General features: G+C 71.8%; 16 protein-coding genes and 1 pseudogene. 12 read left to right on the top strand and 5 right to left on the bottom strand.

What is annotated here, in order from left to right:
* Positions 1-93 precede the first annotated feature (93 nt).
* Positions 94-477 carry a bifunctional 3-phenylpropionate/cinnamic acid dioxygenase ferredoxin subunit gene (locus P2Q00_RS33700; RefSeq protein ID WP_275777673.1) on the top strand — a complete coding sequence of 128 codons (384 nt, stop codon included), beginning with the start codon at positions 94-96 and terminating at the stop codon, positions 475-477.
* Positions 474-1,373 (top strand): dihydropteroate synthase, encoded by a 900-nt coding sequence (gene folP / locus P2Q00_RS33695; protein WP_439145908.1) that lies wholly within the window; start codon positions 474-476, stop codon positions 1,371-1,373. The genes P2Q00_RS33700 and folP overlap by 4 nt, the downstream gene beginning before the upstream one ends.
* A 114-nt stretch (positions 1,374-1,487) precedes the next feature.
* Here the strand turns inward: folP and P2Q00_RS33690 are convergent, their stop codons facing one another.
* Both P2Q00_RS33690 and tnpA read right to left on the bottom strand, forming a co-directional pair.
* Positions 1,488-2,285, bottom strand: coding sequence for an IclR family transcriptional regulator (locus tag P2Q00_RS33690; RefSeq protein ID WP_275777376.1), 798 nt, complete (start codon positions 2,283-2,285; stop codon positions 1,488-1,490).
* A gap of 30 nt (positions 2,286-2,315) precedes the next feature.
* On the bottom strand, positions 2,316-2,954 hold the full coding sequence (tnpA, locus tag P2Q00_RS33685; RefSeq protein WP_425579654.1) for an IS200/IS605 family transposase: 639 nt from the start codon (positions 2,952-2,954) through the stop codon (positions 2,316-2,318).
* A gap of 166 nt (positions 2,955-3,120) precedes the next feature.
* On the opposite strand from tnpA, the gene P2Q00_RS33680 reads away from it, so the two are divergent.
* From P2Q00_RS33680 to mshA, 8 genes and pseudogenes are all read left to right on the top strand, one after another.
* Positions 3,121-4,206 (top strand): S-(hydroxymethyl)mycothiol dehydrogenase, encoded by a 1,086-nt coding sequence (locus P2Q00_RS33680; RefSeq protein ID WP_275777375.1) that lies wholly within the window; start codon positions 3,121-3,123, stop codon positions 4,204-4,206.
* A pseudogene (locus tag P2Q00_RS33675) lies at positions 4,207-4,359 on the top strand (N-methyl-L-tryptophan oxidase); the annotation flags it as partial.
* Positions 4,360-4,413: 54 nt separating this feature from the next.
* The gene (locus P2Q00_RS33670) at positions 4,414-5,547 is read left to right on the top strand and encodes an aromatic ring-hydroxylating oxygenase subunit alpha (protein ID WP_275777371.1); all 1,134 of its coding nucleotides are present in this window, start codon (positions 4,414-4,416) and stop codon (positions 5,545-5,547) included.
* 113 nt (positions 5,548-5,660) lie between these two features.
* Positions 5,661-8,396 (top strand): SpoIIE family protein phosphatase, encoded by a 2,736-nt coding sequence (locus P2Q00_RS33665; protein WP_275777369.1) that lies wholly within the window; start codon positions 5,661-5,663, stop codon positions 8,394-8,396.
* Positions 8,397-8,570: 174 nt separating this feature from the next.
* The gene (locus P2Q00_RS33660; protein WP_275777368.1) at positions 8,571-9,752 is read left to right on the top strand and encodes an NAD(P)/FAD-dependent oxidoreductase; all 1,182 of its coding nucleotides are present in this window, start codon (positions 8,571-8,573) and stop codon (positions 9,750-9,752) included.
* Between the two features lie 142 nt (positions 9,753-9,894).
* The gene (locus P2Q00_RS33655) at positions 9,895-11,277 is read left to right on the top strand and encodes an L-serine ammonia-lyase (protein WP_275777366.1); all 1,383 of its coding nucleotides are present in this window, start codon (positions 9,895-9,897) and stop codon (positions 11,275-11,277) included.
* Between the two features lie 32 nt (positions 11,278-11,309).
* A complete protein-coding gene (gene fdhD / locus P2Q00_RS33650; RefSeq protein ID WP_275777364.1) occupies positions 11,310-12,155 on the top strand; it encodes a formate dehydrogenase accessory sulfurtransferase FdhD in 846 nt (281 codons plus the stop codon).
* Positions 12,152-13,489: a D-inositol-3-phosphate glycosyltransferase gene (mshA, locus tag P2Q00_RS33645; protein ID WP_425579652.1), complete on the top strand. Its 1,338-nt coding sequence runs from the start codon at positions 12,152-12,154 to the stop codon at positions 13,487-13,489. Before fdhD ends, mshA begins: the two co-directional genes overlap by 4 nt.
* A gap of 156 nt (positions 13,490-13,645) precedes the next feature.
* Here the strand turns inward: mshA and P2Q00_RS33640 are convergent, their stop codons facing one another.
* The gene (locus P2Q00_RS33640) at positions 13,646-17,002 is read right to left on the bottom strand and encodes a S8 family peptidase (protein ID WP_275777362.1); all 3,357 of its coding nucleotides are present in this window, start codon (positions 17,000-17,002) and stop codon (positions 13,646-13,648) included.
* A gap of 173 nt (positions 17,003-17,175) precedes the next feature.
* Here P2Q00_RS33640 and P2Q00_RS33635 point away from each other — a divergent pair, with 173 nt between their 5' ends.
* Together P2Q00_RS33635 and P2Q00_RS33630 are read left to right on the top strand one after the other, a co-directional pair.
* Positions 17,176-20,889: an nSTAND1 domain-containing NTPase gene (locus P2Q00_RS33635; RefSeq protein ID WP_275777360.1), complete on the top strand. Its 3,714-nt coding sequence runs from the start codon at positions 17,176-17,178 to the stop codon at positions 20,887-20,889.
* Positions 20,890-21,026: 137 nt separating this feature from the next.
* Positions 21,027-22,577: a serine/threonine-protein kinase gene (locus tag P2Q00_RS33630; protein WP_275777358.1), complete on the top strand. Its 1,551-nt coding sequence runs from the start codon at positions 21,027-21,029 to the stop codon at positions 22,575-22,577.
* Positions 22,578-22,598: 21 nt separating this feature from the next.
* On the opposite strand, the gene P2Q00_RS33625 is transcribed toward P2Q00_RS33630, so the two are convergent.
* Together P2Q00_RS33625 and P2Q00_RS33620 are read right to left on the bottom strand one after the other, a co-directional pair.
* On the bottom strand, positions 22,599-23,609 hold the full coding sequence (locus P2Q00_RS33625) for a zinc-dependent alcohol dehydrogenase (protein WP_275777356.1): 1,011 nt from the start codon (positions 23,607-23,609) through the stop codon (positions 22,599-22,601).
* On the bottom strand, positions 23,602-24,051 hold the full coding sequence (locus tag P2Q00_RS33620; protein WP_275777355.1) for a tautomerase family protein: 450 nt from the start codon (positions 24,049-24,051) through the stop codon (positions 23,602-23,604). The genes P2Q00_RS33625 and P2Q00_RS33620 overlap by 8 nt, the downstream gene beginning before the upstream one ends.
* Positions 24,052-24,130: the final 79 nt, after the last annotated feature.

Here is a 24,130-nt window from a genome sequence, read left to right as displayed (position 1 = left end):
ACCGGGCGACTCCTTGACAAGGGGTGGGGGCGACCCGAGACTAGCTTCGTTGCGCTTTGCGCATACAGTTTCGTAATGCGCATCGAGGTCGCCGTGAAGCTTCCCGCGTGCCGTCTCGCCGATCTGCCGCAGGGTGAGGCGTTCCGGCTGGAGTCCGACCCGCCCGTCGCCGTCTTCCGCACTGAGGACGGCGAGCTCTACGCGATCGACGGCACCTGCACCCACCAGGACGCCTCGCTCGCCGACGGCTGGCTGGAGGGCTGCGAGGTCGAGTGCCCGCTGCACGCTTCGAAGTTCGACCTGCGCACGGGCAGCGTGGACGCCCCGCCGGCCCGGCTGCCCGTCCGCACCCACCGGGTCCTCGTCGAGGACGGCACGATCTACGTCGAGCTGTCCGAGGCCCCGCCGAACCTCCCGCCGACCTGCGCCGCCGCCCGCCTCGGCGGGGCCGCGCCCACCGGAGGAGCCACCCTGTGACCGCCACGGTCCGGGCGACCGCCCCGCCGCGCCCGGGAACGCCGGAACTCCATCCGCACGGGCTGCCGCGGCCCGGCCGGACACTGGTCATGGGCGTCGTGAACGTCACCCCGGACTCCTTCTCCGACGGCGGGTTGTCGTACGCGCCGGAAGCGGCCGTTGCGCACGGACTCGCGCTGCTCGCGGACGGCGCGGACATCGTCGACGTGGGCGGGGAGTCGACCCGTCCCGGCGCGGCCCGCCCGCTGGTCGGGGAGGAGCTGCGGCGCGTCCTGCCCGTCGTCCGGGAACTCGCCGCAGCGGGCGCGATCGTCAGCGTCGACACCATGCGCGCCGAGGTCGCCGCCCGCGCCCTCGACGCGGGCGCACGGCTGATCAATGACGTCTCGGGCGGCCTGGCCGACCCCGCGATGCTGCCGACGATGGCCCGGGCCGGGGCGCCGTACGTGCTGATGCACTGGCGCGGCCACGCCGCCGGAATGCAGGCGAACGCCGTCTACGGCGACGTCGTCACCGATGTGGTCGACGAACTGCGCCTGAGGGCCGAGGCCGCACTGCAGGCGGGCATCCGGCCCGGCTGCCTGATCGTCGACCCCGGGCTGGGCTTCGCCAAGGAGGCGGAGCACAACTGGGAGCTGCTGGGCCGCCTCGGGGAAGTCCGCGCGCTGGGACATCCCGTCCTCGTGGGCGCCTCACGCAAGTCGTTCCTGGGGCGCCTGCTGGCGGATCCGGCGACCGGACAGCCCCGCCCGGCGCGCTTGCGCGACGCCGCGACCACCGCCGTGTCCGTGCTCGCCGCCACGCAGGGCGTCTGGTGCCTGCGGGTACACGACGTGGCGTCGACGCTCGACGCGGTACGGGTGACGGCGCGCTGGGGTGCCGAGGCGCCCGCCTAGGCTTTTTTGGGGCGCGGGGCTGTATCGATATGCGGCTCCGCCGCGGGGCGCGACCAGCCACGACGGCGCCGCAGACGACCGACGGCACTTCGCGGCTCACCCGCGGAGCGCACCTCAGCCCAGGTAGCCCATCCGATGGCTGATTTCCTCCGCACCCTTCAGCAGCACCGGCGCCAGCTCGTGCATGCGCTCCTCGGTGAAGCGGTATGCGGGGCCGGAGGCGCTGAGGGCGGCGATGACCTCGCCGTCGCGGGAGCGGATCGGGGCCGCCATGGCGTGCAGTCCGATCTCGAGTTCCTCCAGCGTCACCGCGTATCCGCGCTCGCGGGCCGCGGTGAGGTCCCTCGCCAGCTGCGTCCTGGCCGTCAGGGTGTGGGGGGTGAGCTTCTTCAGCCCGGACGCCGCGAGGACGTCCGCGCGCTCCTCCGGCGACAGGTGGGCCAGCAGGATCTTGCCGCTGGACGTGGCGTGCACCGGGGTGAGCTGCCCGACCCAGTTGTGTGTGCCGACCGCGCCCGGGCCGCGCACCTGGTAGAGGTTGACCGCGTAATGCTCCTGCAGGACCGCGATGTTGACGGTCTCGCCGATCTCCTCGCTGAGCCGCTCGCACACCGGCCGACCCTGCTGGGTGATGTCGAGACGGCCGGTGACCGCGCCGGCCAGGCGCACGATCCCGAAGCCGAGCCGGTACTTGCCCCGCTCGGCCGTCTGCTCCACCAGACCGCGTGCCTCCAGAGCGCCGAGCAGGCGGAACGCGGTCGACTTGTGGACGTCGATCTCGGCGGCGACCTCGCTGACGCCCGCCTCGCCGCGCTGGGCGAGGATCTCCAGGACGCTGACGGCACGGTCGACGGACTGCACCCCGTTCACCGAGGGAGCTGCTGTCTCGCCGTCAGCCGTATAGTTGCTCATGGCGCAACTATACGCATTTCGTGTCGGGCGTCAGCGGAAGACGACGGTGCAGTGGCCGTTGACCAGGACACGGCTCTCGCTGTGCCACTGCACGGCGCGGGCGAGCACCTGCGCCTCGACGTCGCGGCCCATGGTGACCAGGTCGTCCGGGTCGCGCGAGTGGTCCACGCGGACCACGTCCTGCTCGATGATCGGGCCTTCGTCGAGATCGGAGGTGACGTAGTGCGCCGTGGCCCCGACGAGCTTGACGCCGCGCCGGTGCGCCTGGACGTAGGGCTGCTTCACGACGGTGAGCGGCGCTCCCCCGCATGAGCCGGCGAAGTAGGAGCCGGACCAGAAGTGTCCGCCCTGCAGATACCGGCGGACGTGCGTGTCGTACTCCTTGCGCAGCAGCCGGGCGGAGACGCCCTTGAGGCTGTTGACCAGTTTGGGGAGCTGGACCTTCGGTGGGTGGTGCACCAGCAGGTGTACATGATCGTGCTCGCCGTTGAACTGCTTCAGCTCGGCTTCGAAGTCCTCGCACACCTCCCGCATGATCTCTTCGCACCTGGTCAGCATGTCGCTGCCTGCCATCGGGTGTCCAAAGGCTGTCGAAATTGTGCGAAGTTCGCGGTGGGCGACCCCTTGACAGCGGTCGCCCGCGCGGAAGACAGTTTCAGCGTTGCTTATAGTGAAGCTTGATGCGTAATACGCAACAAGCGGCTCGGTCTCGGAGCCGCCGAGCACATCTCGCTCCGCGGGAGCGATCGACCAGCCCCGCCATATGAGTCCCGCCATCCAGAACACCCGGCCGAAGGCTGCATTCGGCCCTCCCCCCTCATCGAGGAGATCGACAGTGACACACGAGGTACGCGCCGTCGTCGCCCTGGAAAGGGGCGCCCCGGTCTCCGTGGAGACCGTCCTGGTGCCGGACCCCGGGCCGGGTGAGGCGCTGGTGCAGGTGCAGGCCTGCGGTGTCTGCCACACCGACCTGCACTACCGGGAGGGCGGGATCAGCGACGAGTTCCCGTTCCTGCTCGGCCACGAGGCCGCGGGCGTGGTCGAGGCGGTCGGCGAGGGTGTCACCGACGTCGCGCCCGGTGACTTCGTCGTCCTCAACTGGCGTGCGGTGTGCGGCACTTGCCGGGCCTGCCGCAAGGGCGAGCCGTGGTACTGCTTCGCCACCCACAACGCCACCCAGCCGATGACGCTGGTCGACGGCACCCCGCTCTCCGCGGCCCTGGGCATCGGCGCCTTCGCCGAGAGGACCCTGGTCGCCGCCGGCCAGTGCACCAAGGTGGACCCGACCGCCCCGGCCACCGCGGCGGGCCTGCTCGGCTGCGGCGTGATGGCGGGCTTCGGCGCCGCGGTCAACACCGGCGGCGTGGGCCGCGGGGACTCGATCGCGGTGATCGGCTGCGGCGGCGTCGGCATGGCCGCCGTCGCGGGCGCCAAGGTGGCCGGTGCGAGCCGGATCATCGCCGTGGACGTCGACGAGCGGAAGCTGAAGTGGGCCGAGCAGTTCGGCGCCACCGACACCGTCGACTCCTCCAGGACCGACGCCGTCGAGGCGATCCGCTCCCTCACCGGCGGCTTCGGCGCCGACATCGTCGTGGACGCGGTGGGTCGCCCCGAGACCTTCAAACAGGCCTTCTACGCCCGCGACCTGGCCGGCATCGCCGTCTTGGTGGGCGTCCCCACCCCGGGGCTCACGCTCAACCTGCCCCTGCTCGACGTCTTCGGTCGCGGCGGGGCCCTCAAGTCCTCCTGGTACGGCGACTGTCTGCCTTCCCGGGACTTCCCCGCCCTGATCGACCTCTACCTCCAGGGCCGCTTCGACCTCGGCGGGTTCGTCAGCGAGGTGATCGCCCTCGACGAGGTCGAGGAGGCGTTCGCCAAGATGCACCAAGGCGAGGTCCTGCGCTCGGTGGTGGCCCTGTGACCGCACCATCCGCAGGTGACGGTGGCCTGCGGAATCTCCGGCCACGGGTTCAAGTTCGTGCCCGTGATCGGCGAGATCCTCGCCGATCTGGCCACCGAAGGCTCCACCGGGCACCCCATCGCCCTGTTCGACCCTCGCCGTGTGCGCGTCTGACATTTTCCGAACGCGTCCGACATTTCGCGTCCGACATTTTCCGAAGGTGACCTGATGACCATGATGGACCTGCCTCCCAGCCTGATCTCCACGCTGCCCGGGGAGTACTACACCGACCCCGAGGTCTTCGCCCTGGAACAGGAGCGCGTCTTCGAGGCCATGTGGTTCTGCGTGGCCCGCGCCCCCGAGCTGGCCAAGCCGGGCCAGTTCCGCACCGTCCAGGTGGGCCGCGAGAGCGTGCTGGTCTCCCGCTCCCGGGACGGCTCGGTCAAGGCGTTCCTGAACATCTGCCGGCACCGCGGCGCGAAACTGTGCACGGAGGAGTCCGGCGAGGTCAAGCGGGCCTTCCAGTGCCCGTACCACGCCTGGACGTACGGCCTGGACGGCAAGCTGGTGGCCGCGCCGAACCTGACGTCGATGCCGGACATCGACCGGACCGCCTACGGCCTGGTCGACGTCCATGTCCGGGAGTGGCTCGGCTATGTGTGGGTGTGCCTGGCCGAGAACCCTCCGTCCTTCGAGGAGGACGTGCTGGGCGCGGTCGTCGAGCGGCTCGGCGACGTCGAGTCCATCGAGCGCTATGGCATCGAGAACCTCCAGGTGGGCCGTCGTATCACCTACGACGTGCAGGCCAACTGGAAGCTCATCATCGAGAACTTCATGGAGTGCTACCACTGCGCGACCATCCACCCCGAACTCACCGAGGTACTCCCGGAGTTCGCGGACGGATATGCGGCGCAGTACTACGTAGGCCACGGCGCGGAGTTCGGCGAGGAGGTGCAGGGCTTCACCGTCGACGGCTCCGAGGGACTGGACCGCATCCCGGGTGTCGCGGAGGACCAGGACCGCCGCTACTACGCGATCACGGTCAGGCCGCAGGTGTTCATCAACCTCGTCCCCGACCATGTGATCTTCCACCGGATGTACCCGATGTCGGCCGACCGCACGGTCGTCGAGTGCGACTGGCTGTATCTCCCGCACGTGGTGGAGAGCGGCAAGGACGTGGACCGTTCGGTCGAGCTGTTCCACCGCGTCAACCAGCAGGACTTCGACGCGTGCGAGCGCACCCAGCCGGCGATGAGTTCGCGGGCGTACGCCAAGGGCGGTGTGCTGGTGCCCAGCGAGCACCACATCGGCGAGTTCCACAGCTGGCTGCAGAGCAGGCTCGACGGACGGCCCGCCGGCTGACCCCGCCCCGATACTGCCCGTCCACCTGCCGTTCGGCGGCCCCCTCCGGCAGGTGGACGGGCCATCGCAGCATGACCGGGGGCGCCGCAGCCGCAGCGACCAATACTTGGGGTATGGCCAAGTCCAGATCTCGGCGGTCCCCGGCCCGGTTGCCCTCCGTGCTGAATGTGCACAGCGTCGCCGGCCAGGTCTTCGTCCTGCAGGTGGCCGTCGTCCTGCTGCTGGTCGTGGCCGCGCTGGTGGCGCTGGTGCTGCAGGCCCGCAGCGCCAGCGTGCAGGAGGCCAATGAGCGTTCGCTCGTCGGCGCCGAGACCTTCGCGCACGCCCCGGGCACGCTGGCCGCCATGAAGTCCGCCGACCCCAGCGCGCTGTTGCAGCCGCGGGCGGAGGAGGCCCGCAAGGGATCCGGCGTCGCCTACGTCATCGCGTTCAGTCCGGCCGGCTTTCGCTGGACCCACCCCGACCCGAACCTGATCGGCAAGCACGTCGTCGGCTCCTATTCCGACGCGCTCGCCGGCAGGGTGCACCAGGCCACGTACGACACACCCGGGATCGGCCGCGCCGTGGACTCGATGGTTCCCGTCTTCGACACCGACGGGAAGGTCGTCGGGCTGGTGTCCGTCGGGGTCACCGTCAAGGCCATCAACCACCGGGTGGTGGAACAGCTGCCGCTGCTGTTCGGTTCCGCCGCCGTCGGGCTGGCACTGGTCACGGGCGGATCGGCGCTGGTGAGCCGGCGGCTGCGGCGCCAGACGCACGGGCTGGAACCGGCCGAGATGACCCGGATGTACGAGCACCACGACGCGGTCCTGCATTCGGTGCGGGAAGGTGTGCTCGTCGTCAGCGACGAGGGGCGGCTGCTGCTCGCCAACGACGAGGCGAGCCGGCTCCTCGACCTGCCCCAGGACGCCGTGGGCCGGCCGGTCACCGACCTCGGCCTCGCCCCGCGTACCGCCACCCTGCTGACCTCGGGCCGGACGGCCTCCGACGTGGTGCTCCTGGCGGGGGAGCGGCTGCTGGCGGTCAACGTACGGCCGACCGCCCCGCACGGAGGCCCGGCCGAAAGCGTGGCCACCCTGCGGGACACCACCGAGCTGCGCGCACTGGCGGGCCGGGCGCAGGTGGCGCGGGCCCGGCTGCAGCTGCTCTACGACGCCGGGGTGCGGATCGGCACCACGCTCGACGTGGTGCGCACCGCCGAGGAACTGGCCGAGATCGCGGTTCCGCGGTTCGCCGACTTCGTCACGGTCGAGCTGCTGGACGCGGTCCGGCGGGGCGATGAGCCGGACGGCGCGGGCCCCGCGATGCACCGCGTCGCCGTGCGCGGCGTGCGGGACGACCATCCGCTGTACCCGGCGGACGAGGTGATCACCTTCCTGCCGACGACGCCGCAGGCGCAGGGCCTGCACAGCGGCCACGGCGTACTGGAGCCCGATCTGGGTGCCGCGCCGGGCTGGCAGGCGCAGGATCCCGAGCGGACCCGGCGCGTTCTGGACTTCGGCATCCACACCTTGATCACCGTGCCGCTGCAGGCGCGAGGCATGGTGCTGGGGCTGGTCGACTTCTGGCGCTCCGACCAGGATGCCTTCACGGAGGAGGACCTGGCCTTCGCCGAGGAACTGGCCGCCCGCGCGGCCGTCGCGGTCGACAACGCCCGCCGCTTCACCCGCGAGCACACCATGGCGGTCACCCTGCAGCGCAGCCTGCTGCCTCGCGCGCTGCCCGAGCAGTCGGCCCTGGAGGTGGCCCACCGCTATCTGCCCGCCCAGGCCGGAGTGGGCGGGGACTGGTTCGATGTCATCCCGCTGCCCGGTGCCCGCGTCGCCCTGGTCGTCGGTGACGTCGTCGGGCACGGCCTGCACGCCGCCGCGACCATGGGCCGGCTGCGCACCGTGGTCCACAACTTCTGCGCCCTCGACCTGGCCGCCGACGAACTCCTGGGCCATCTCGACGAGTTGGTCGCCCACATCGACGAGACCGAGACCGCCGGGGGAGAGAGCGAAGGCATCACCGGTGCCACCTGCCTGTTCGCGATCTACGACCCGGTCTCCGGCCGGTGCAGCATCGCCCGGGCCGGCCATCCCGGCCCCGCCCTCGTCCACCCCGACGGCGGCGTCACCTTCCCCGAGGTCCCCGTCTCACCACCGCTCGGCCTGGGCTCCGGCCTGCCGGTCGAGACGGCCGAACTGCACCTGCCCGAGGGCTCCCGGCTCGCCCTGTACACCGATGGGCTCATCGAAGCGCGCGACCGCGACATCGACACCGGACTCGGCCTCCTGCGCGCCGCCCTGGCGTACCCCGGCCAGACCCCGGAAGAGGCCTGCCAAGCAGTGCTCGATGCCCTGCTGCCCGACCGCCCCGGCGACGACATCGCCCTCCTGGTGGCGCAGACCCGGCTGCTGGACCCGGACCGGGTCGCCTACTGGGACGTGCCCGCCGATCCCGCCGCCCTCGGCCCCATCCGCGCCGCCTGCGCCCGCCGGCTGGAGACCTGGGGCCTGGACGAGATCGCCTTCAACACCGAGCTCATCCTCAGCGAACTGGTAACCAACGCCATCCGCTACGGCAGCGATCCCATCCGGCTCCGGCTGCTGTACGACCGGGACAGCCTGATCTGCGAGGTCGCCGACGGCAGCAGCACCTCCCCGCACCTGCGCCGCGCGGCCACCACCGACGAGGGCGGCCGGGGTCTGTTTCTCGTCGCCCACTACGCCCGGCGCTGGGGCACCCGGTACACCTCTCGCGGCAAGGTCATCTGGAGCGAACAGTCCCTGGACGCCGCACCGGCCGAGCTCGACGGGGCCCTGGCCGACATGCTGCTCGACCAGTGGGACGAGCCGATGCTGTGACCGCACCCGAGCACCCCTGAAGGTTGCACATCGCGCAACCTTGTGCGCTATTACGCACTGATGCCGTACGTCTCTTGACAAGCCCCCGACCTCGCCCCAAGCATGTTGCGTATAGCGAGTTTAGTTGTGCAATTTGAGACACCCGGTCGGGCACCCGCAACCCGGAGGTTCCCCATGAGCATCACAGTCGTCGGCGCGTCGCTGGCAGGCCTGAGCACGGTCCGCGCGCTGCGCGCCGAGGGCTACGACGGCGAGATCGTCGTCGTGGGGGAGGAGCGCCACACCCCCTACGACCGCCCGCCGCTCTCCAAGGACTTCCTCAAGGGGGACATCGACGCCGACGCGCTCGCCCTCGGCGACGCCGACGAGTACGAGGCCCTGCAGGTCACCTGGCTGCTCGGCGAGCGCGCGGTACGGCTCGACCCCGCGGACCGGGCCGTCACCCTGGCCGGCGGCCGGCGGTTGCGCAGCGACGGAGTCGTGGTCGCGACCGGCGCAAGCCCCCGGCTGCTCCCCGGCATGAACGGACTGGCCGGTGTCCACACCCTGCGCACCCTCGACGACGCCGAGGCCCTGCGCGCCGAGCTGCTGGACGGACTGCCCCGGGTCGTCGTCATCGGAGCCGGCTTCATCGGCGCCGAAGTGGCCTCCACCGCCCACCGGCTCGGCCTCCATGTCACCGTCGTAGAAGCGCTCGACGTCCCCCTGGAACGCCAACTGGGCCGCGAAATGGGCCTCGTGGTCTCCTCCCTCCACACCGACCACGGGGTGCGCCTGCTGTGCGGAACCGGCGTGGCGGGCCTCGTCGGCGAGGGCCGGGTCACCGGAGTGCGGCTGGCGGACGGGCGCCTGCTGCCCGCCGACATCGTCGTGGTCGGGGTGGGCGTGCGGCCCGCCACCGACTGGCTCGCCGGCTCCGGCGTACAGGTCGACGACGGGGTGGTGTGCGACGCCGGCTGCGCGAGCAGCGTCCCGGGTGTGGTCGCCGTCGGCGACGTCGCCCGCTGCCCCAACCCGTTCACCGGACGGCACGCCCGGATCGAGCACTGGAGCAACGCCACCGAGCAGGCGAAGACCGCCGCCCGCACCCTGCTCAACGGCGAGTCGGCCGCCCCCGCCCGGGCCGCCGCGCCGTACTTCTGGTCCGACCAGTACCAGGTGCGCATCCAGCTCGCCGGACACGTCGCCCCCGGCGACCGTCCCGAACTCATCGAGGGCAGCCTCGACAGCCGCTCCTTCATCTCCGTCTACCTGCGCGAGGGCACCCCCGTTGCGGTGCTCTCCCTGAACCAGCCGAAGCTGTTCAACCGGCTCCGCCGCACCCTGACTCCCGCCACCGTTGCCGCCGTCTCATGAGACGGACGCCTCAACTCTCCCTGAGATCCCTGCAGTTGGCCGACAGACACCCGCTGTACCTCGGTCTGTAACCGACAACCCTCCCGCAGGGGCGTGCCCGTGACCCGCGTCGGCGCGCCTCGCCAATCCCACGGAGTATGGAGTGGCAATCAGCGTCTTCGACCTGTTCTCCATCGGCATCGGCCCGTCCAGTTCGCACACCGTCGGTCCGATGCGCGCCGCCGCGATGTTCGCCGCCCGGCTGAAGCAGGACGGCCTGCTCGCCCAGACCACCGCGGTACGGGCGGAGCTGTTCGGCTCCCTCGGCGCCACCGGCCACGGCCACGGCACCCCCAAGGCGGTGCTGCTCGGCCTGGAGGGCAACGAGCCGCACAGGGTCGACGTCGCCCGGGCCGACCTGGACGTCGAGCGGATCCGCACCACCGGGCGCATCCGCCTCCTCGGCGCCCAGATCGGCCCGGCCCACGAGATCGGCTTCGACGTCTCGACCCAGCTGATCCTGCACCGTCGGCGCTCACTGCCGTACCACGCCAACGGCATGATCCTCTTCGCGTACGACGCCGACGGTGTGCCGCTGCTGGAGAAGACGTACTACTCGGTGGGCGGCGGCTTCGTGGTCGACGAGGACGCCGTCGGCGCGGACCGCATCAAGCTGGACGACACGGTGGTCGCCCACCCGTTCCGCACGGGCGACGAACTGCTGCGACTGGCCCGGGAGACCGGCCTGTCGATCTCCGCGCTGATGCTGGAGAACGAGAAGGCCTGGCGCACGGAAGAGGAGATCCGGGCCGGACTGCTGGAGATCTGGCGGGTCATGGAGGGCTGCGTGTCGCGCGGTCTGGCCGTCGAGGGCATCCTCCCGGGCGGCCTGAAGGTCCGCCGCCGGGCCGCCGCCGCTGCCCGCCAACTGCGCAGCGAGGGCGACCCGTTGAGCCGTGCGATGGAGTGGGTCACGCTCTACGCGATGGCCGTCAACGAGGAGAACGCCGCGGGCGGCCGAGTCGTCACCGCCCCGACGAACGGCGCCGCGGGCATCATCCCGGCAGTCGTCCACTACTACCTCAACTTCGTGCCGGGCGCCGACGAGGACGGCATCGTCCGCTTCCTGCTGGCCGCGGGCGCCATCGGCATGCTCTTCAAGGAGAACGCCTCCATCTCCGGCGCCGAGGTCGGCTGCCAGGGCGAGGTCGGCTCGGCCTGCTCGATGGCCGCCGGCGGCCTCGCCGAGGTGCTGGGCGGCAGCCCCGAACAGGTGGAGAACGCCGCCGAGATCGGCATGGAACACAACCTGGGCCTCACCTGCGACCCGGTCGGCGGCCTCGTCCAGATCCCCTGCATCGAACGCAACGGCATGGCCGCGGTCAAGGCCGTGACCGCCGCCCGGATGGCGCTGCGCGGCGACGGCCGCCATCACGTCTCCCTCGACAAGGTCATCAAGACCATGAAGGAGACCGGCGCCGACATGAAGGTCAAGTACAAGGAGACCGCCCGCGGCGGACTCGCGGTCAACGTCATCGAGTGCTGAAGAGGCGAGAAGCGGCGAGAAGAGGCAAGGTCATGGGACGGGTCACCGAACGACGGCGTGTGCTGCGCATCCGGGACGGAGCGACGAGCACCCGCCCCGACACGCTGGTGGCGGAGGAACCGCTGGAGATCCGCCTCAACGGCAAGCCGCTGGCGATCACCATGCGCACGCCCGGTGACGACTTCGCGCTGGCCGCGGGGTTCCTGGTGAGCGAGGGCGTCGTGGGCCGGGCCGAGGAGGTGGCGAACATCGTCTACTGCGCGGGCGCCACCGCCGACGGCTCGAACACGTACAACATCGTCGACGTGCACCTCGCCCCCGGCGTGCCCGTACCCGACATCACACTCGAACGGAACGTCTACACCACCTCGTCCTGCGGACTGTGCGGCAAGGCGAGCCTGGACGCCGTACGGACCACCGCGCGATGGCCGATCGCCGACACGCCCCCGGTCCGCGTCACCCCCGCACTGCTGTCCGCCCTGCCCGACCAACTCCGTTCCGCCCAGCGGGTGTTCGACCGGACCGGGGGCCTGCACGCCGCCGCGCTGTTCTCGCCCGACGGTGAACTGCTGGACCTGCGCGAGGACGTCGGCCGGCACAACGCCGTCGACAAGCTGGTCGGCCGTGCGCTCCAAGCCGGTCGACTTCCGCTGTCCCAAGCCATTTTGCTGGTGTCCGGGCGGGCCTCCTTCGAGCTGGCGCAGAAGGCGGTCATGGCAGGCATCCCGCTGCTGGCGGCGGTCTCGGCACCGTCCTCCCTCGCGGTGGACCTGGCGGCGGAGACCGGGCTCACGCTCGTGGGCTTCCTGCGCGGCGCCTCCATGAACGTGTACGCGGGCGAGCAGCGCCTCGACCTGAGAGCCGAGGCCGTGGCGTGACCCGGCGCGCACTCCTGCACGGCGGCACCCTCCTCGTCCCGCCCCCGCAGCTCAGGCTCCCGCGGCGCCCCCGCCGCGTCGCCATGCTCAGCGTGCACACCTCACCACTCCACCAGCCCGGCACCGGCGACGCGGGCGGCATGAACGTCTACATCGTGGAGCTCGCCAGGCGCCTCGCCGCCATCGGCATCGAGGTGGAGATCTTCACCCGGGCCACCTCCGCGGCGCTCCCGCCCAGCGTCGAACTCGCGCCCGGCGTCCTGGTGCGGCACGTGGCCGCCGGACCGTACGAGGGTATGGCGAAGGAGGATCTGCCCGCGCAGCTGTGCGCCTTCACGCACGGTGTGACACAGGCCTGGGCCGGCCGTCACCCCGGCCACTACGACCTGGTCCACTCCCACTACTGGCTCTCCGGCCAGGTCGGCCGGCTCACCGCCGAGCGCTGGGGCGTCCCGCTCGTGCACGCCATGCACACCATGGCCAAGGTCAAGAACGCCTCCCTCGCCGAGGGCGACACGCCCGAACCCGCACACCGCGTGCTCGGCGAGACTCAAGTCGCCCGCGCCGCCGACCGGTTGATAGCGAACACGGAGAAGGAGGCGCAGGAGCTGCTGCGCCACTACGACGCCGACACCGACCGGGTGTCGGTCGTCCACCCCGGCGTCAACCTGGAGCGCTTCCGGCCCGACGCGTCGGGAATCGAGGCCGGCCGGGCCGCGGCCCGCACCCGCCTCGGACTGCCGCAGCACGCCCTCATACCGCTGTTCGCGGGCCGCATCCAGCCGCTGAAGGCGCCGGACGTCCTGCTGCGCGCGGTGGCCCGGCTGCTGGAGGAGCGGCCGCAGCTGCGGGAGCGGATCGTGGTGCCGGTCGTGGGCGGGCCGAGCGGCACCGGCCTGGCCAGGCCGGAAGGTCTGCAGAAACTGGCGGCCTGCCTCGGCATATCCGATGTCGTACTGTTCCGGCCGCCGGTCGGCCAGGACCGGCTCGCCGACTGGTACCGGGCGGCATCCGTCCTGGTCATGCCGTCCCACAGCGAGTCCTTCGGCCTGGTCGCCGTCGAGGCACAGGCCTGCGGCACCCCGGTGATCGCCGCCGAGGTCGGCGGTCTGCCGGTGGCGGTGCAGGACGGGGTGAGCGGCGTGCTCGTACCGGGGCACGACCCGGTCGACTACGCGCGGGCACTGCTCCGCTTCGCCGACGATCCGACGCTCTCGGCCCGCATGGGCGAGGCCGCAGCCCGCCACGCCCGCTCCTTCGGCTGGGACACGGCCGCGGCGGCGACGGCGGACGTGTACACGGCGGCCATGCGCGAGAGCCGGCAGGCCTGCTGAGGGATGTCCGCCGACGGCACCCTCAGGTCGCCTCAGGTCGCCTCAGATCGTCTTCGCCGTGCCGGCGAGGTTCGCCATCACCTCGTTGGTTGACGACAGCGAGGACCGCCCGTCACCGATGTCGGCGACGAGCGGTCCTCGGGACTGCCCGGCGGGTTACTTGCCGAAATACGCGTCGTAGATCGAGATCGTCGACGTGTTGTTCTTCTTGTCGACGACCTTGGCGCGCAGGGAGACGGACTTGCCCTTCGCCGGGTTCTTCACAGTGATCCTGCCGTGTGTGACGGTGACCTTCTTCCAGGTCCTGCCGTGGTCGTACGACACCCACACCGCAAGGGACTTGAGGTTGCTGCCCTTGGCCGCGCCCTGGACGGTGACCGGGTAGGTGACCGTCCTGCCGGCCGCGACCGTGCTGTCCAGGCCCGTCTGCGCGTTGAAGCGGACCGTGGACACCGGCAGGTCGACCGGCAGGTTCGGCTTCTTCGAGTGGAAGGTCCAGGTCGCGTCGACCCGGCTGGAGACGGTCGACAGCGCGGCGCTGCGCCTGACCGAGGTGGTCAGCCGGTAGGCGCCGTCCGAGGCCGGGACCTTGAACGGCTTGTCGTTGCCGATCGGGGTCTGGAGGGAGCCGATCTTCTTGCCGTTGCGGTACAGCGTCGTCGTCGCCGAGGTGAAGTCCGAGTCACCCGTGTGCCCCGCGCCGTCGGAGAACAGGGGGAGCGCGCCGGCGATCTCGTTGCCGTCGCGGGTGATTCCGGTGTCGGAGGACCGGACGGGCCCGAACACCGCCGTGTTGAACCGCTGCTGGTAGGTCCGGCCCGCCTTGAACTTCAGGTAGTCGGCGGCGCTGGAGGTCGCCTCGACGACCGGGTTGCCATCCGAGTCCGTCTTGCCCGAGTACTGGTAGAAGTCGGGCCGCCACTCGGCGCCTTCCACGGCGGACAGGTGGTAGGTGCGGGTGCTGGGCAGCTTCTGCGGAACCGAGTCGGCGTAGGGGGACCAGTACCCGATTCCGTCGGGCTGAGCGCCGGTGATCGCGACGGCACCGGTCTTGCCGGGGACCGAGGAACCCATGCCGACCTTCAGCGTGGCGAAATCGCTCGCCTTGTAGTGGCGGACGTAGTCGGCCTTGAGCTTCGTCACCGAGGCGGCGGCCGCGATGTCGTACTCGGACTTGCCGCCCGAGGTCCACTGCCCGGCCCACCGCTGGGACAGGTAGTCGACCGCCGGGCCGACGTGGGCGACGCGGATGTCGGCGAAGGAGTCCACGAATACGCCGTTGCCGTCCGCCCCCTTCTGGCCCCGGTAGTACCGGTACCCCAGCCATGCGTTCTTCGGCTTGGCCGCCGGGTCCGGGACCGTGATGTCGGGCGACTTGGCCTTGTTCAGGTCGAGCGTGACCGTCATGTTCCTGGTGACGTTCAGCTCGGGCTGGATCAGCCAGTCGAGGCCGCCCTGGTACGTCACGAGGTCCTTCGCGCTCGCCGACTCGAAGATGTACTTGCCCCTGGGCACCCGGACGACGCTGGTGTTGTCGGTCGACTCGGACGACAGCCAGGAAGCCGGTCCCAGGCCGTCGATGGACATCATGGAGGCGATGTGCTTCGGGTTCTGCCCGGCGCGGTTGATGTACTTCAACGTCACGTTGTAGTGCTCGGTCTCCCGTACGACGCCCACCGCCGTGCTGACGGTCTGCCCGCCGCCCGTGGCCGAAACGCGCGCCGAGTAGCCGCCGTTGAGGTCGCCGCCCAGCTTGGCGTTCACGGTGACGTTCACCGATGCCTTGCCACCCGCCGGGACGGTGACTTTGTCCGCGCCGAGAGCGAAGAAGCCCGCCGGGGCCGCCTTGCCCTTGGGGTCGAAGCCCTTGGCGGCGAGGGTCAGAGTGACGTCCTCCGTACCCGAGTTGCGGTACGTCAGCTGCTTGGTGACCGGGGTGTCGTCGGTGTGCGGCCACTGCTGGACGGGGAAGTCCAGCGTGGTCGGCTCGGCGACCACACTCTGCGCGATGGCCTTGTCGACCTGGATACGGCCGGCACCGCCCTCGAAGGTCGTGTAGTCACCGCCCTTGCTGGAGCCGACGAGCGTCGCCTTCAACTGGGCGTACGTCCAGTCGGGGTGCTCCTGCTTGAGGATCGCGGCGGCACCTGCGACATGCGGGGTCGCCATCGACGTACCCGAAATGGTCAGATAGCCGGGCGGGTTCTCGCCGACCTCCTTGGCGATGACACTGTCCTTGGCCGCCGCGGCGGTGATGTTCACGCCGGGCGCGGTGACGTCCGGCTTGAGGGTGCCGTCGACGGTCGGGCCGCGGCTGGAGAAGTAGGCGAGCTTGTCGTTGCCGTCGACGGCGCCGACGGTGAGCGCGTCGGCCGCGCTGCCCGGGGAGTCGATGGTTTCGGCGCCTCCCTCGCCCTCGTTGCCGGCGGCGATGGCGAAGAGGATGCCCTTCTGCTCGGAGAGCTCGTTCACCTCGGCTTCCAGAGGGTCGATGCCCTCGGTGTCGCCGCCGCCCAGGCTGAGGTTGACGATGTTCGCGCCCTGCTGGGCCGCCCACTCCATGCCCGCGAGGATGCCGGAGTCGTCGCCCCCGCCCTCGTCGTCGAGGACCTTGGCGTTGAGGAGACTCGCGCCGGGCGCGACCCCCTTGTACTTGCCGCCGGACTTGGCGCCGGTGCCCGCGATGATGGACGCGACGTGCGTGCCGTGACCGAAGTGGTCGATGGTGTCCTTGGCCGTGGTGAAGTTCTTGGACTCGGCCACCTGGGACTTGAGGTCCGGGTGGGTCGTGTCGATGCCGGTGTCCAGCACGGCGACCTTCACGCCCTTGCCCGTGTAGCCCTTCGCCCAGGCCGTCGGAGCGCCGATCTGCGGCACCGACTCGTCGAGGCTCGCCCTGCGGACGCCGTCGAGCCAGACGTGCGCGATGCCGGAGGCGAGGGTGTTGCCGTCGGTGACGGCCTTCCACAGCCCGGGCGCGTTCTGACGGGACGCCAGAACGGCGTCGGCGTTCAGGGACTTGAAGGCCGCACCGAGCGTCCCGGTGTCCCGCACGCCCGCCTTCGCGGCGCGCGCGGCGCCGCTGTAGCCGACGATGACCTTCACGCCGTTCTTCTGGTTCTTGCGGTTGGCTGCCTTGTTGAGCTCGGTGATGTCGAACAGCCGACGGTCGAGCCTGCCGCTCGCGATCATCCGGGTCGCGTCCATCGGGATGACGAGGGTGTGCTTGCCGACGGTGCGGACCTGTACGGGGATGTGCTCGCGCCCCTTGGCCCGTTCCACGCCGACGACCCGGCCCTTGGCATCCACGGCGACGCGGTCACCGGTGATGAGAGTGATCTGGTGGATGCGGCCGCTTGCCCTCGCGGTGCTCTCGGCGAATTTCGCGGGAGTCGACGCGGGCGTCGCCTGTGCCAGGTCGGCCAGCTCCGCGGCCAGCGCCAGGGCGGCCACCGTCGCGGCCGCGGCCGCGCAAGCTCGTTTCGCGCGTGCTCTTTTGACGTGTTTACGCAAGGGTTCCCCTGGTGTCTGAGTTCCGTGGCTCCCAGGCTGGCCAGCGCCGAGTTGATGCACAGCCCCCTCCTGTCAACGGAATCAACCGGAACCTCCCGTGCCGGATCGGCATCTGGCGGGGTGAGCCGTCCGTACCGCCGTCGGCTCGCGATCCGCAGTGCAGGAGGTGGCCCATGGGCCGTCCCGAAAGACCTCTGGACCCGGGCGCCGGACCCGTCGAGCGCCTCGCGCATCAACTGCGTGAGCTGCGCCGGGCCGCCGGCAACCCGTCGTACCGGGCCATGGCCGCGGCCACCGGTGTCTCCGCGACGACGCTGTCCCGGGCGGCCGGCGGCGAGCGGCTGCCCTCGCTGGATGCGGTCCGGGGCTATGTGCGCGCCTGCGGCGGCGACCCGGGGGAGTGGGAGCCGCGCTGGAAGGAGGTCGAGGCGGCCACCGCCGAGGCCGTTCGGGAGGAGGCGGAGGGCGCGCGCCCGCCCTACCGCGGCCTGGCCCGCTTCGAGCCCGGCGACCGGCCTCTGTTCTTCGGCCGCGAGCGGATGGCTCAGCGGCTGGAGCGGCTGGTGTGCGACCACCGGCTCGCCGTGCTGTTCGGCGCGTCCGGCAGCGGGAAGTCCTCGCTGCTGCGGGCGGGGCTGATCCCCGGGCTCCAGGAGCGGGCCGCGGGCCGGGGGAGCCCGACGGTGCTGCGGATCCTCACCCCGGGCGCCCGCCCGGCCGCCACCTACGGCCACCTCCTGACCCCCGAGGCGGACGAGCCGGAGTGCTGGGTGGTGGTCGACCAGTTCGAGGAGGTCTTCACCCTCTGCCGGGACCAGACCGAACGGGCCCGCTTCATCGACCTGTTGCTGGCGTCCAGGGCCCCGGGCAGCCGGCTGCGCGTCCTGCTCTCCGTACACGCGGACTTCTACGCCCGCTGCCTGGAGCACCGGGGCCTGGCGGACGCGCTGTCCGGCGCCGCGCTGGCGCTCGGTCCCATGACCGCCGACGAACTGCGCGAGGCGGTGGTCAGGCCGGCCGCGGCCGCCGGGCTCCTGGTCGAACGGGAGCTGACCGCGCGGCTCGTCGACGAGGTCCTGGACGAGCCCGGCGGACTGCCGATGCTCTCCCACGCCCTGCAGGAGACCTGGCGCAGGCGCAAGAGCCGCATGCTCACCCTGGCCGCGTACCAGGCGGCCGGCGGGGTGCGCGGGGCGATCGCCGCGACCGCGGAGGAGGTGTACGGGCAGCTGGACCCCGAGGCGCAGGCCGTCGCCCGACGGCTGCTGCTGCGGATGGTCGAACCGGGCAACGGCACCCCCGACACCCGGCGCCCGCTGACCCGCGCCGAACTCGCCGAGTGGGCCGACCCGGCCGTGCCGGGCGTGGTCGAACAGTTGGCGCGCGCCCGCCTGCTCACCACCGACGAGGACGGCGCCCAGCTCGCCCACGAAGCCCTGCTCACCTGCTGGCCACGGCTGGCCGGCTGGCTGGAGGAGGACCGGGAGCGGCTGCGCCACCACCGGCGGCTGGCCGAGGCGGCCCGCGCCTGGCTGGAGCACGACCGCGACCCCGGCACCCTCTACCGCGGCACCCGGCTCGACCTCGCCCGGGAGCAGTTCACGGATCCCGAACTCACCGCCCCCGAGCGGGAGTTCCTCGCGGCAGCCCTGCACGCGCGCGAGGCGGAACGCCGAACGGCCGCACAGGCCGCCCGCCGTACCCGGCTGCTGCTGGCGACACTGTCCGCCGTCCTCGCCGTCGCGCTCACGGCCGGACTGGTGGCGTGGACCCAGCACCAGACGAACGAACAGCAGCGCACCGACGCCGCCGCCCGCCGCCTCGCCGTCGTCGCCGACTCACTCCGTACGACCGACCCGCGCGCGGCGATGCTCCTGGGCGCCGCCGCCTGGCGGACCTCCCCGCTGCCCGAGTCCCGCCGTGCCCTGCTGGGCGGCCTCGCCCAGCCCGAAATGGACGCCTTCACCGACCCCGAGCCGGGCAACATGACCAACGACTTCCTCGCCGACTCGGGCCGCACTCTGCTGAGCATCGACGGCCGGACCTGGCGCACCTGGGACGTGACCACGCATCGCCGCACCGCCACGGGAACACTGCCGGACGGCGCACAGGTGTTCGCCGCCGGCCCCGACGCCCGCATCCTCGCGCTCAGCACGGGCGACGGGCTGCGGCTGTGGGACACGGCGCGGGGCCGCTGGACCGGAGACCCCCGCCCCCTGCCCCGGAAGACCACCTCGATCGCCTTCGGCGGCAGCGGCCGCAGCTACCTGGTGAGCGACCCGACCCGCGAGCGGGTCCAACTGCGCTCCGTCCCCGGCGGGCGGCTGCTGTCCGAGACGCGGGCGCCCGATGAGACCCGCGTCGCCCCGAGCTCCGACGACCGCCTGCTGGCCGTCTGTCCGGCCGGGAGGGCGCCGCAGGTGTCGGACGTCCGTGGCCACCGCACACTTCCCGGCGCCTGGCAGCAGGCCGACGGCCTGTGCACCGGCTCGGTGCAACTGGTGTTCGGGCCGGGCCGCCGATTCGCCGCTGCCGACGCGACCGGCGTGCATGTCTGGGACACCGGCACGGGACGCCAGGTGGCCGCGCTCCAGGACCCGGAGGTGACGTCCGCCGCATTCAGCCCGGACGGGGCGTTCCTGGCGACCGCCGACGGCACGGAGATCAAGGTGTGGCGGCTCGCGGCCCCCGACACCCCCGTCTTCCGCCACTCCCTCGACGAACAGCAGGTCTACGGCACCCTGGCCTGGGACCCCGGCCACCCCGCCCTCCGCTACCTGGAAGGCCGCACGGTCCACTCCTTCGACACGACGACCGCCACCACGGCGGAGTGGCGCGCCCGGGCCGCCGACGCCACCCTGCTCGCCCCGGACGGCCGCACGGCGGCCACCGCCGAACGGATCGGCGCCCGCTACCGCTTCGTGCTCCGCGACACCGGCGGCGACGGGCACGGCACACGGACACTGCCGTCCGTGCCGCTGTCGGCCTCATCCGACTCCGACGCCCAACGGCAGACCGCACCCCTGATGGCGTTCAGCCCCGACGGCAAGACCTTCGCGTACGGCCTCACGGCCCCCGACCACGACCCCGCCGCCCAGCGGATCACGGTCTGGGACCTGACCCGCGCCCGCGTCCTGACCACGCTGGACCTGGCGGCGGCACACCCCTCGGAAAGCGTGCAGTCCCTGGCCCTCGGCCCCGCCGGCCGCACCCTGTACGCGGCCCGTCCGACCGGCGACGGCAGCCTGCTGGACGAGGTGTGGGACGTCACCGGCCACCGCCGGTCGGGCACGGTGGCGGGCCTGGCGAGCACCCTCCTCACGGTCCGCCCCGACGGCAGACTCCTCGCCGGCGAGGACCGTGCCGTCCGCCTCCCCTCCGGGCGGCCCAAGGCCCTGGGGCTGCTGCGGGACGGCACCAAGGCTCTCGCCTTCACCGCCGACGGCTCCCAGCTGGCCGCGGGCGACCGCACCGGCCGCGTCGTTCTCTGGGACGGCGACCTGCACCGCCGCGCGGGCACCCTGCCCGACGTCTTCCCGGACTCCTCGCCCGACAGCCCGGAGACGATCAGCGCCCTCGCGCTCAGTGCCGACGGCCGCACCCTCGCGGCGGCCTCGGACGCCGGAACGCTCCAGCTGTGGGACACCCGAACCCTTCAGCCGATCGGCGGCCCTTTGCAGACCCCCGGCGAGGCGATCGACTCCCTGGCCTTCGCCGCCGACAGCCGCACGCTGTTCGCGAGCGGCGCCCACGTACCGCTGCAGCGGTACACCGTCGACCCGGCTCAGGCGGTCCGACGCGTGTGCACCCGCGCGGGAGGCGACCTGACGGGGGAGCAGTGGCGGACGTACGTACCGGACACGGCGTATCGAAAGGTATGCGGCTAGGGCAGGTCCCGGACCGCCCGCGGGTGCGGACCCGTATGACGCGATCGACACGGACTGGGCGCCTGTTCTGCGGATATGTCGGTTAGTGTGCATGGCTAAGTGACGCAAAGGGGGCAGAGCAGGCGGAGGGCGAAGCTGTGTCGGACGAAGGGCGGCTCGTCGGCGGGCGCTACCGGCTTCTCGAGCGCATCGGCCGCGGCGGTATGGGCACGGTGTGGCGGGCCGAGGACGAGGAACTCGCCCGCCAGGTCGCCCTCAAGCGGCTCCACACCCAGCCGCACCTGGCCGACGCGGAGGTCACCACGCTGTACGAGCGGGTCCGCCGCGAGGCGCGCAGTGCCGCCCGGGTGGTGCACCCCAATGTGGTCGTCGTCCATGACGTCGTCGACGACGACGGGCAGCCGTGCATCGTCATGGAGTACGTCCCCGCCGGCACCCTCGCCGACGTCCTCGACGGCGGCCGGACACTGCCGCCCGAGGAGGCGGCACGCATCGGCCTCGGGGTGATCTCCGCGGTACGGGCCGCGCACGCGGCAGGCGTCCTGCACCGTGACATCAAGCCCGGCAACGTCCTGCTCGGCCCCGGCGGCCGGGTCGTCCTGACCGACTTCGGTATCGCGCAGACCGCCGGGACCTCGACACTCACCCAGACCGGGGAGATGATCGGCTCCATCGACTTCATGGCCCCCGAGCGGATCCGCGGCCACAAGCCCGGCCCGGCCTCGGACCTGTGGTCGCTGGGCGCGACCCTGTACCAGGCGGTGGAGGGGCGTCCGCCGTACCGCCGCGACACCGCCATGGAGACCGCGTACGCCATCGCCGTCGACCCACTGGAGCCGATGCTGAAGGCCGGTTCGCTGGAACCGCTCATCGACGCCCTGCTGTCGAAGGACCCCGAGGACCGGCCCACGGCGGAGCAGACGGAACGGGCGCTGCGGGCCACCTGGTCCACCGGCCCGCCGACGGTGCAGACCTCCGCCGTCGCCGCCCCGGTGCCGGCCGGCCCGCAGCACGACGACCCGACCACGCACCACACTTCCGCGACCCGGCCGACCCCACCGGCGCCGACGGGCAGAAGCGCACGCCGCCGCCGTCGCGGCCGCAGGCGCCGTGTCCTCTTGCCGGTCCTCGCCGTCCTGGCCGCAGCCGCCACCGCCGCCACGCTCTACGTGTCCTCGCACCGAGGCGGCCACGACGGAGCCGACAGCCCCACGTCGACCCCGACCGTCACGCCCTCGCCCGTCCCCGACGGCTACCACGAGGTCCGAGCCGAACAGCTCGGAGTCTCCTTCCCTGTGCCCGACGGCTGGGAGCAGAAGAAATCGAGCGACGACGAGGTCACCTACACCGACTCGACCGGCCTGGCCGGCATCACCATCGGCATGGTCGACCCGGCAGGGTCGAACCCCGTCGGGCACTTCAAGGACATCGAGGCGAACACCAAGGCCAACTACTCCGTCTACCGCAGACTGCGCATGCAGGAGACCACCTTCAGAGGGCAGCCGGCGGCGGTGTGGGAGTTCACCTTCCAGGGCCGGGCCCGAGTCTTCCGCGCCATCGACCTCGGCTACGGCACCGCGGGCGGCCGGGAGTACGACATCTACCTCTCGGCCCCGGAGACCAAGTGGAGCACCTACCGCCCGGTCTTCGACAACGTCAGGGACGGGTTCACCGAACAGCAGCGGTGAGCCGCGGGCCGGGTCGTCCGGTCAGCCGTCCGTGCGGACGAAGACGGGCTTGAGGTGCTTCTCGGGCAGGGCGTCGGGGAGTTGTTCCCAGTCCAGGACGTGGGAGACGACCCGTGCGGGGTCGACGGTGCCGGAGGCGGCGAGTGCGAGGGCGTCGGGGATGTGGCCCCGGACGTTGTCGCGGGCGATGCGCAGCGTGACGCCGGTGAGATACATGTCCAGCAGCGGCAGCTCACCGGGCCGGAAGTGGTTGCCGGCGGACTCGCAAATGCCCTCCGGGGCAAGGCACTTGACGGTCTGGGCGAGCTGGTCGACGCGGCCGGTGGCCTCCACCGCGATGTCGAAGCCGTGCCGGACGGGCTCCAGCGCCTCGGCGGTACGGGCGCCGAAACTCTCGGCGAGCTTGCGGTGCTCGGGGTCGGGGTCCACGTACAGCACGTCGGAGGCGCCGAGCGCGCGGGCGATGTCGCACACGTACAGCCCGATGCTGCCGCGGGCAACCACCAGGACCCGGGCGCCGGGCCTCGCCTTGAGGTGGGGAGCGACCAGCCGCCAGGACAGGGACCAGTTGTCGCTCGCCGAGGCCATGGCGACCGGGTCGAGACCGGCAGGCAGCGGTACGAGCATGGCGGCCGCGTACGGCACCCGGACCAGGTCGGAGAAGAGACCGCCCCAACTGCCGCCGATCGGCGCGCCGTACATGGCCATGTGCGGTACGGCCGTGCAGTGCGCGGTCAGCCCGGCGCGGCAGTGGTCGCAGCTGCCGCAGTTGATCGACCAGGGGACGACCACCAGGTCACCGGACGCCACAGTGGTCACCGCGTCGCCGGTCTCCACGACCCGGGCCACGCACTCGTGGCCGAGCGGGAACGGCGGGTCGATGAAGCCGTGACCCGCCAGGATCGCCGAGTCGACGTCGCAGGAGGTCGCAGCCACCGGCGCGACGATCGCCTCCCCATCGGACTGGACCTTGGGGTCGGGTGCCTCGCGCCACTCCACCGAGTGCCGGGCGACGTAGGTCAGTTCACGCATCGGCCTGCTCGCCCTTCTGCTCCTTCTGCCCCTTCGCCAGGGCGACCAGGTCGGCGTAGCGGACGACCGATCCGCCCGCGCCCCAGGTGCCGTCGGCCTGCTCGTGCACCAGCACCCACACCCGCAGGGCGTCGTCCTGGCTCAGCCCGGCCGCCGCGAGCACGGTCCCGGTGGCGTCCTCGACGAGACCGGCCTTGCGCCGCTCGGACACCGCACCCTGCGGAACCGTCACGTCCACGAGGAAGCGGGGCGCATCGTCCTCGGCGGTGGTCTGCGCCCCCTCGGGCAGCTCGACCAGATAGCTCCACGCCTGGGCGCGGAAGAACGCGGTGTCGGGTGCTCCCTCCCAGCGCAGTAGTACGGCGGCCAGGTCGCGCTGGACGGTCTTGCGGCCCTCCTCGGTCAGCGAACCGGACGGGACGGTGAGCCGGATCATCGGCATGACGAGGTCCTCTCTCGTGGTCTGCCAGGTGCTGCCATGCCCGCAAGGTCTATGACAGTCGTTATAAGTGAAGGTCACG

This window comes from Streptomyces coacervatus (assembly GCF_029223485.1).
GTDB classification, from domain to species: domain Bacteria; phylum Actinomycetota; class Actinomycetes; order Streptomycetales; family Streptomycetaceae; genus Streptomyces; species Streptomyces coacervatus.
This window is presented reverse-complemented; position numbering and strand designations above follow the sequence as displayed.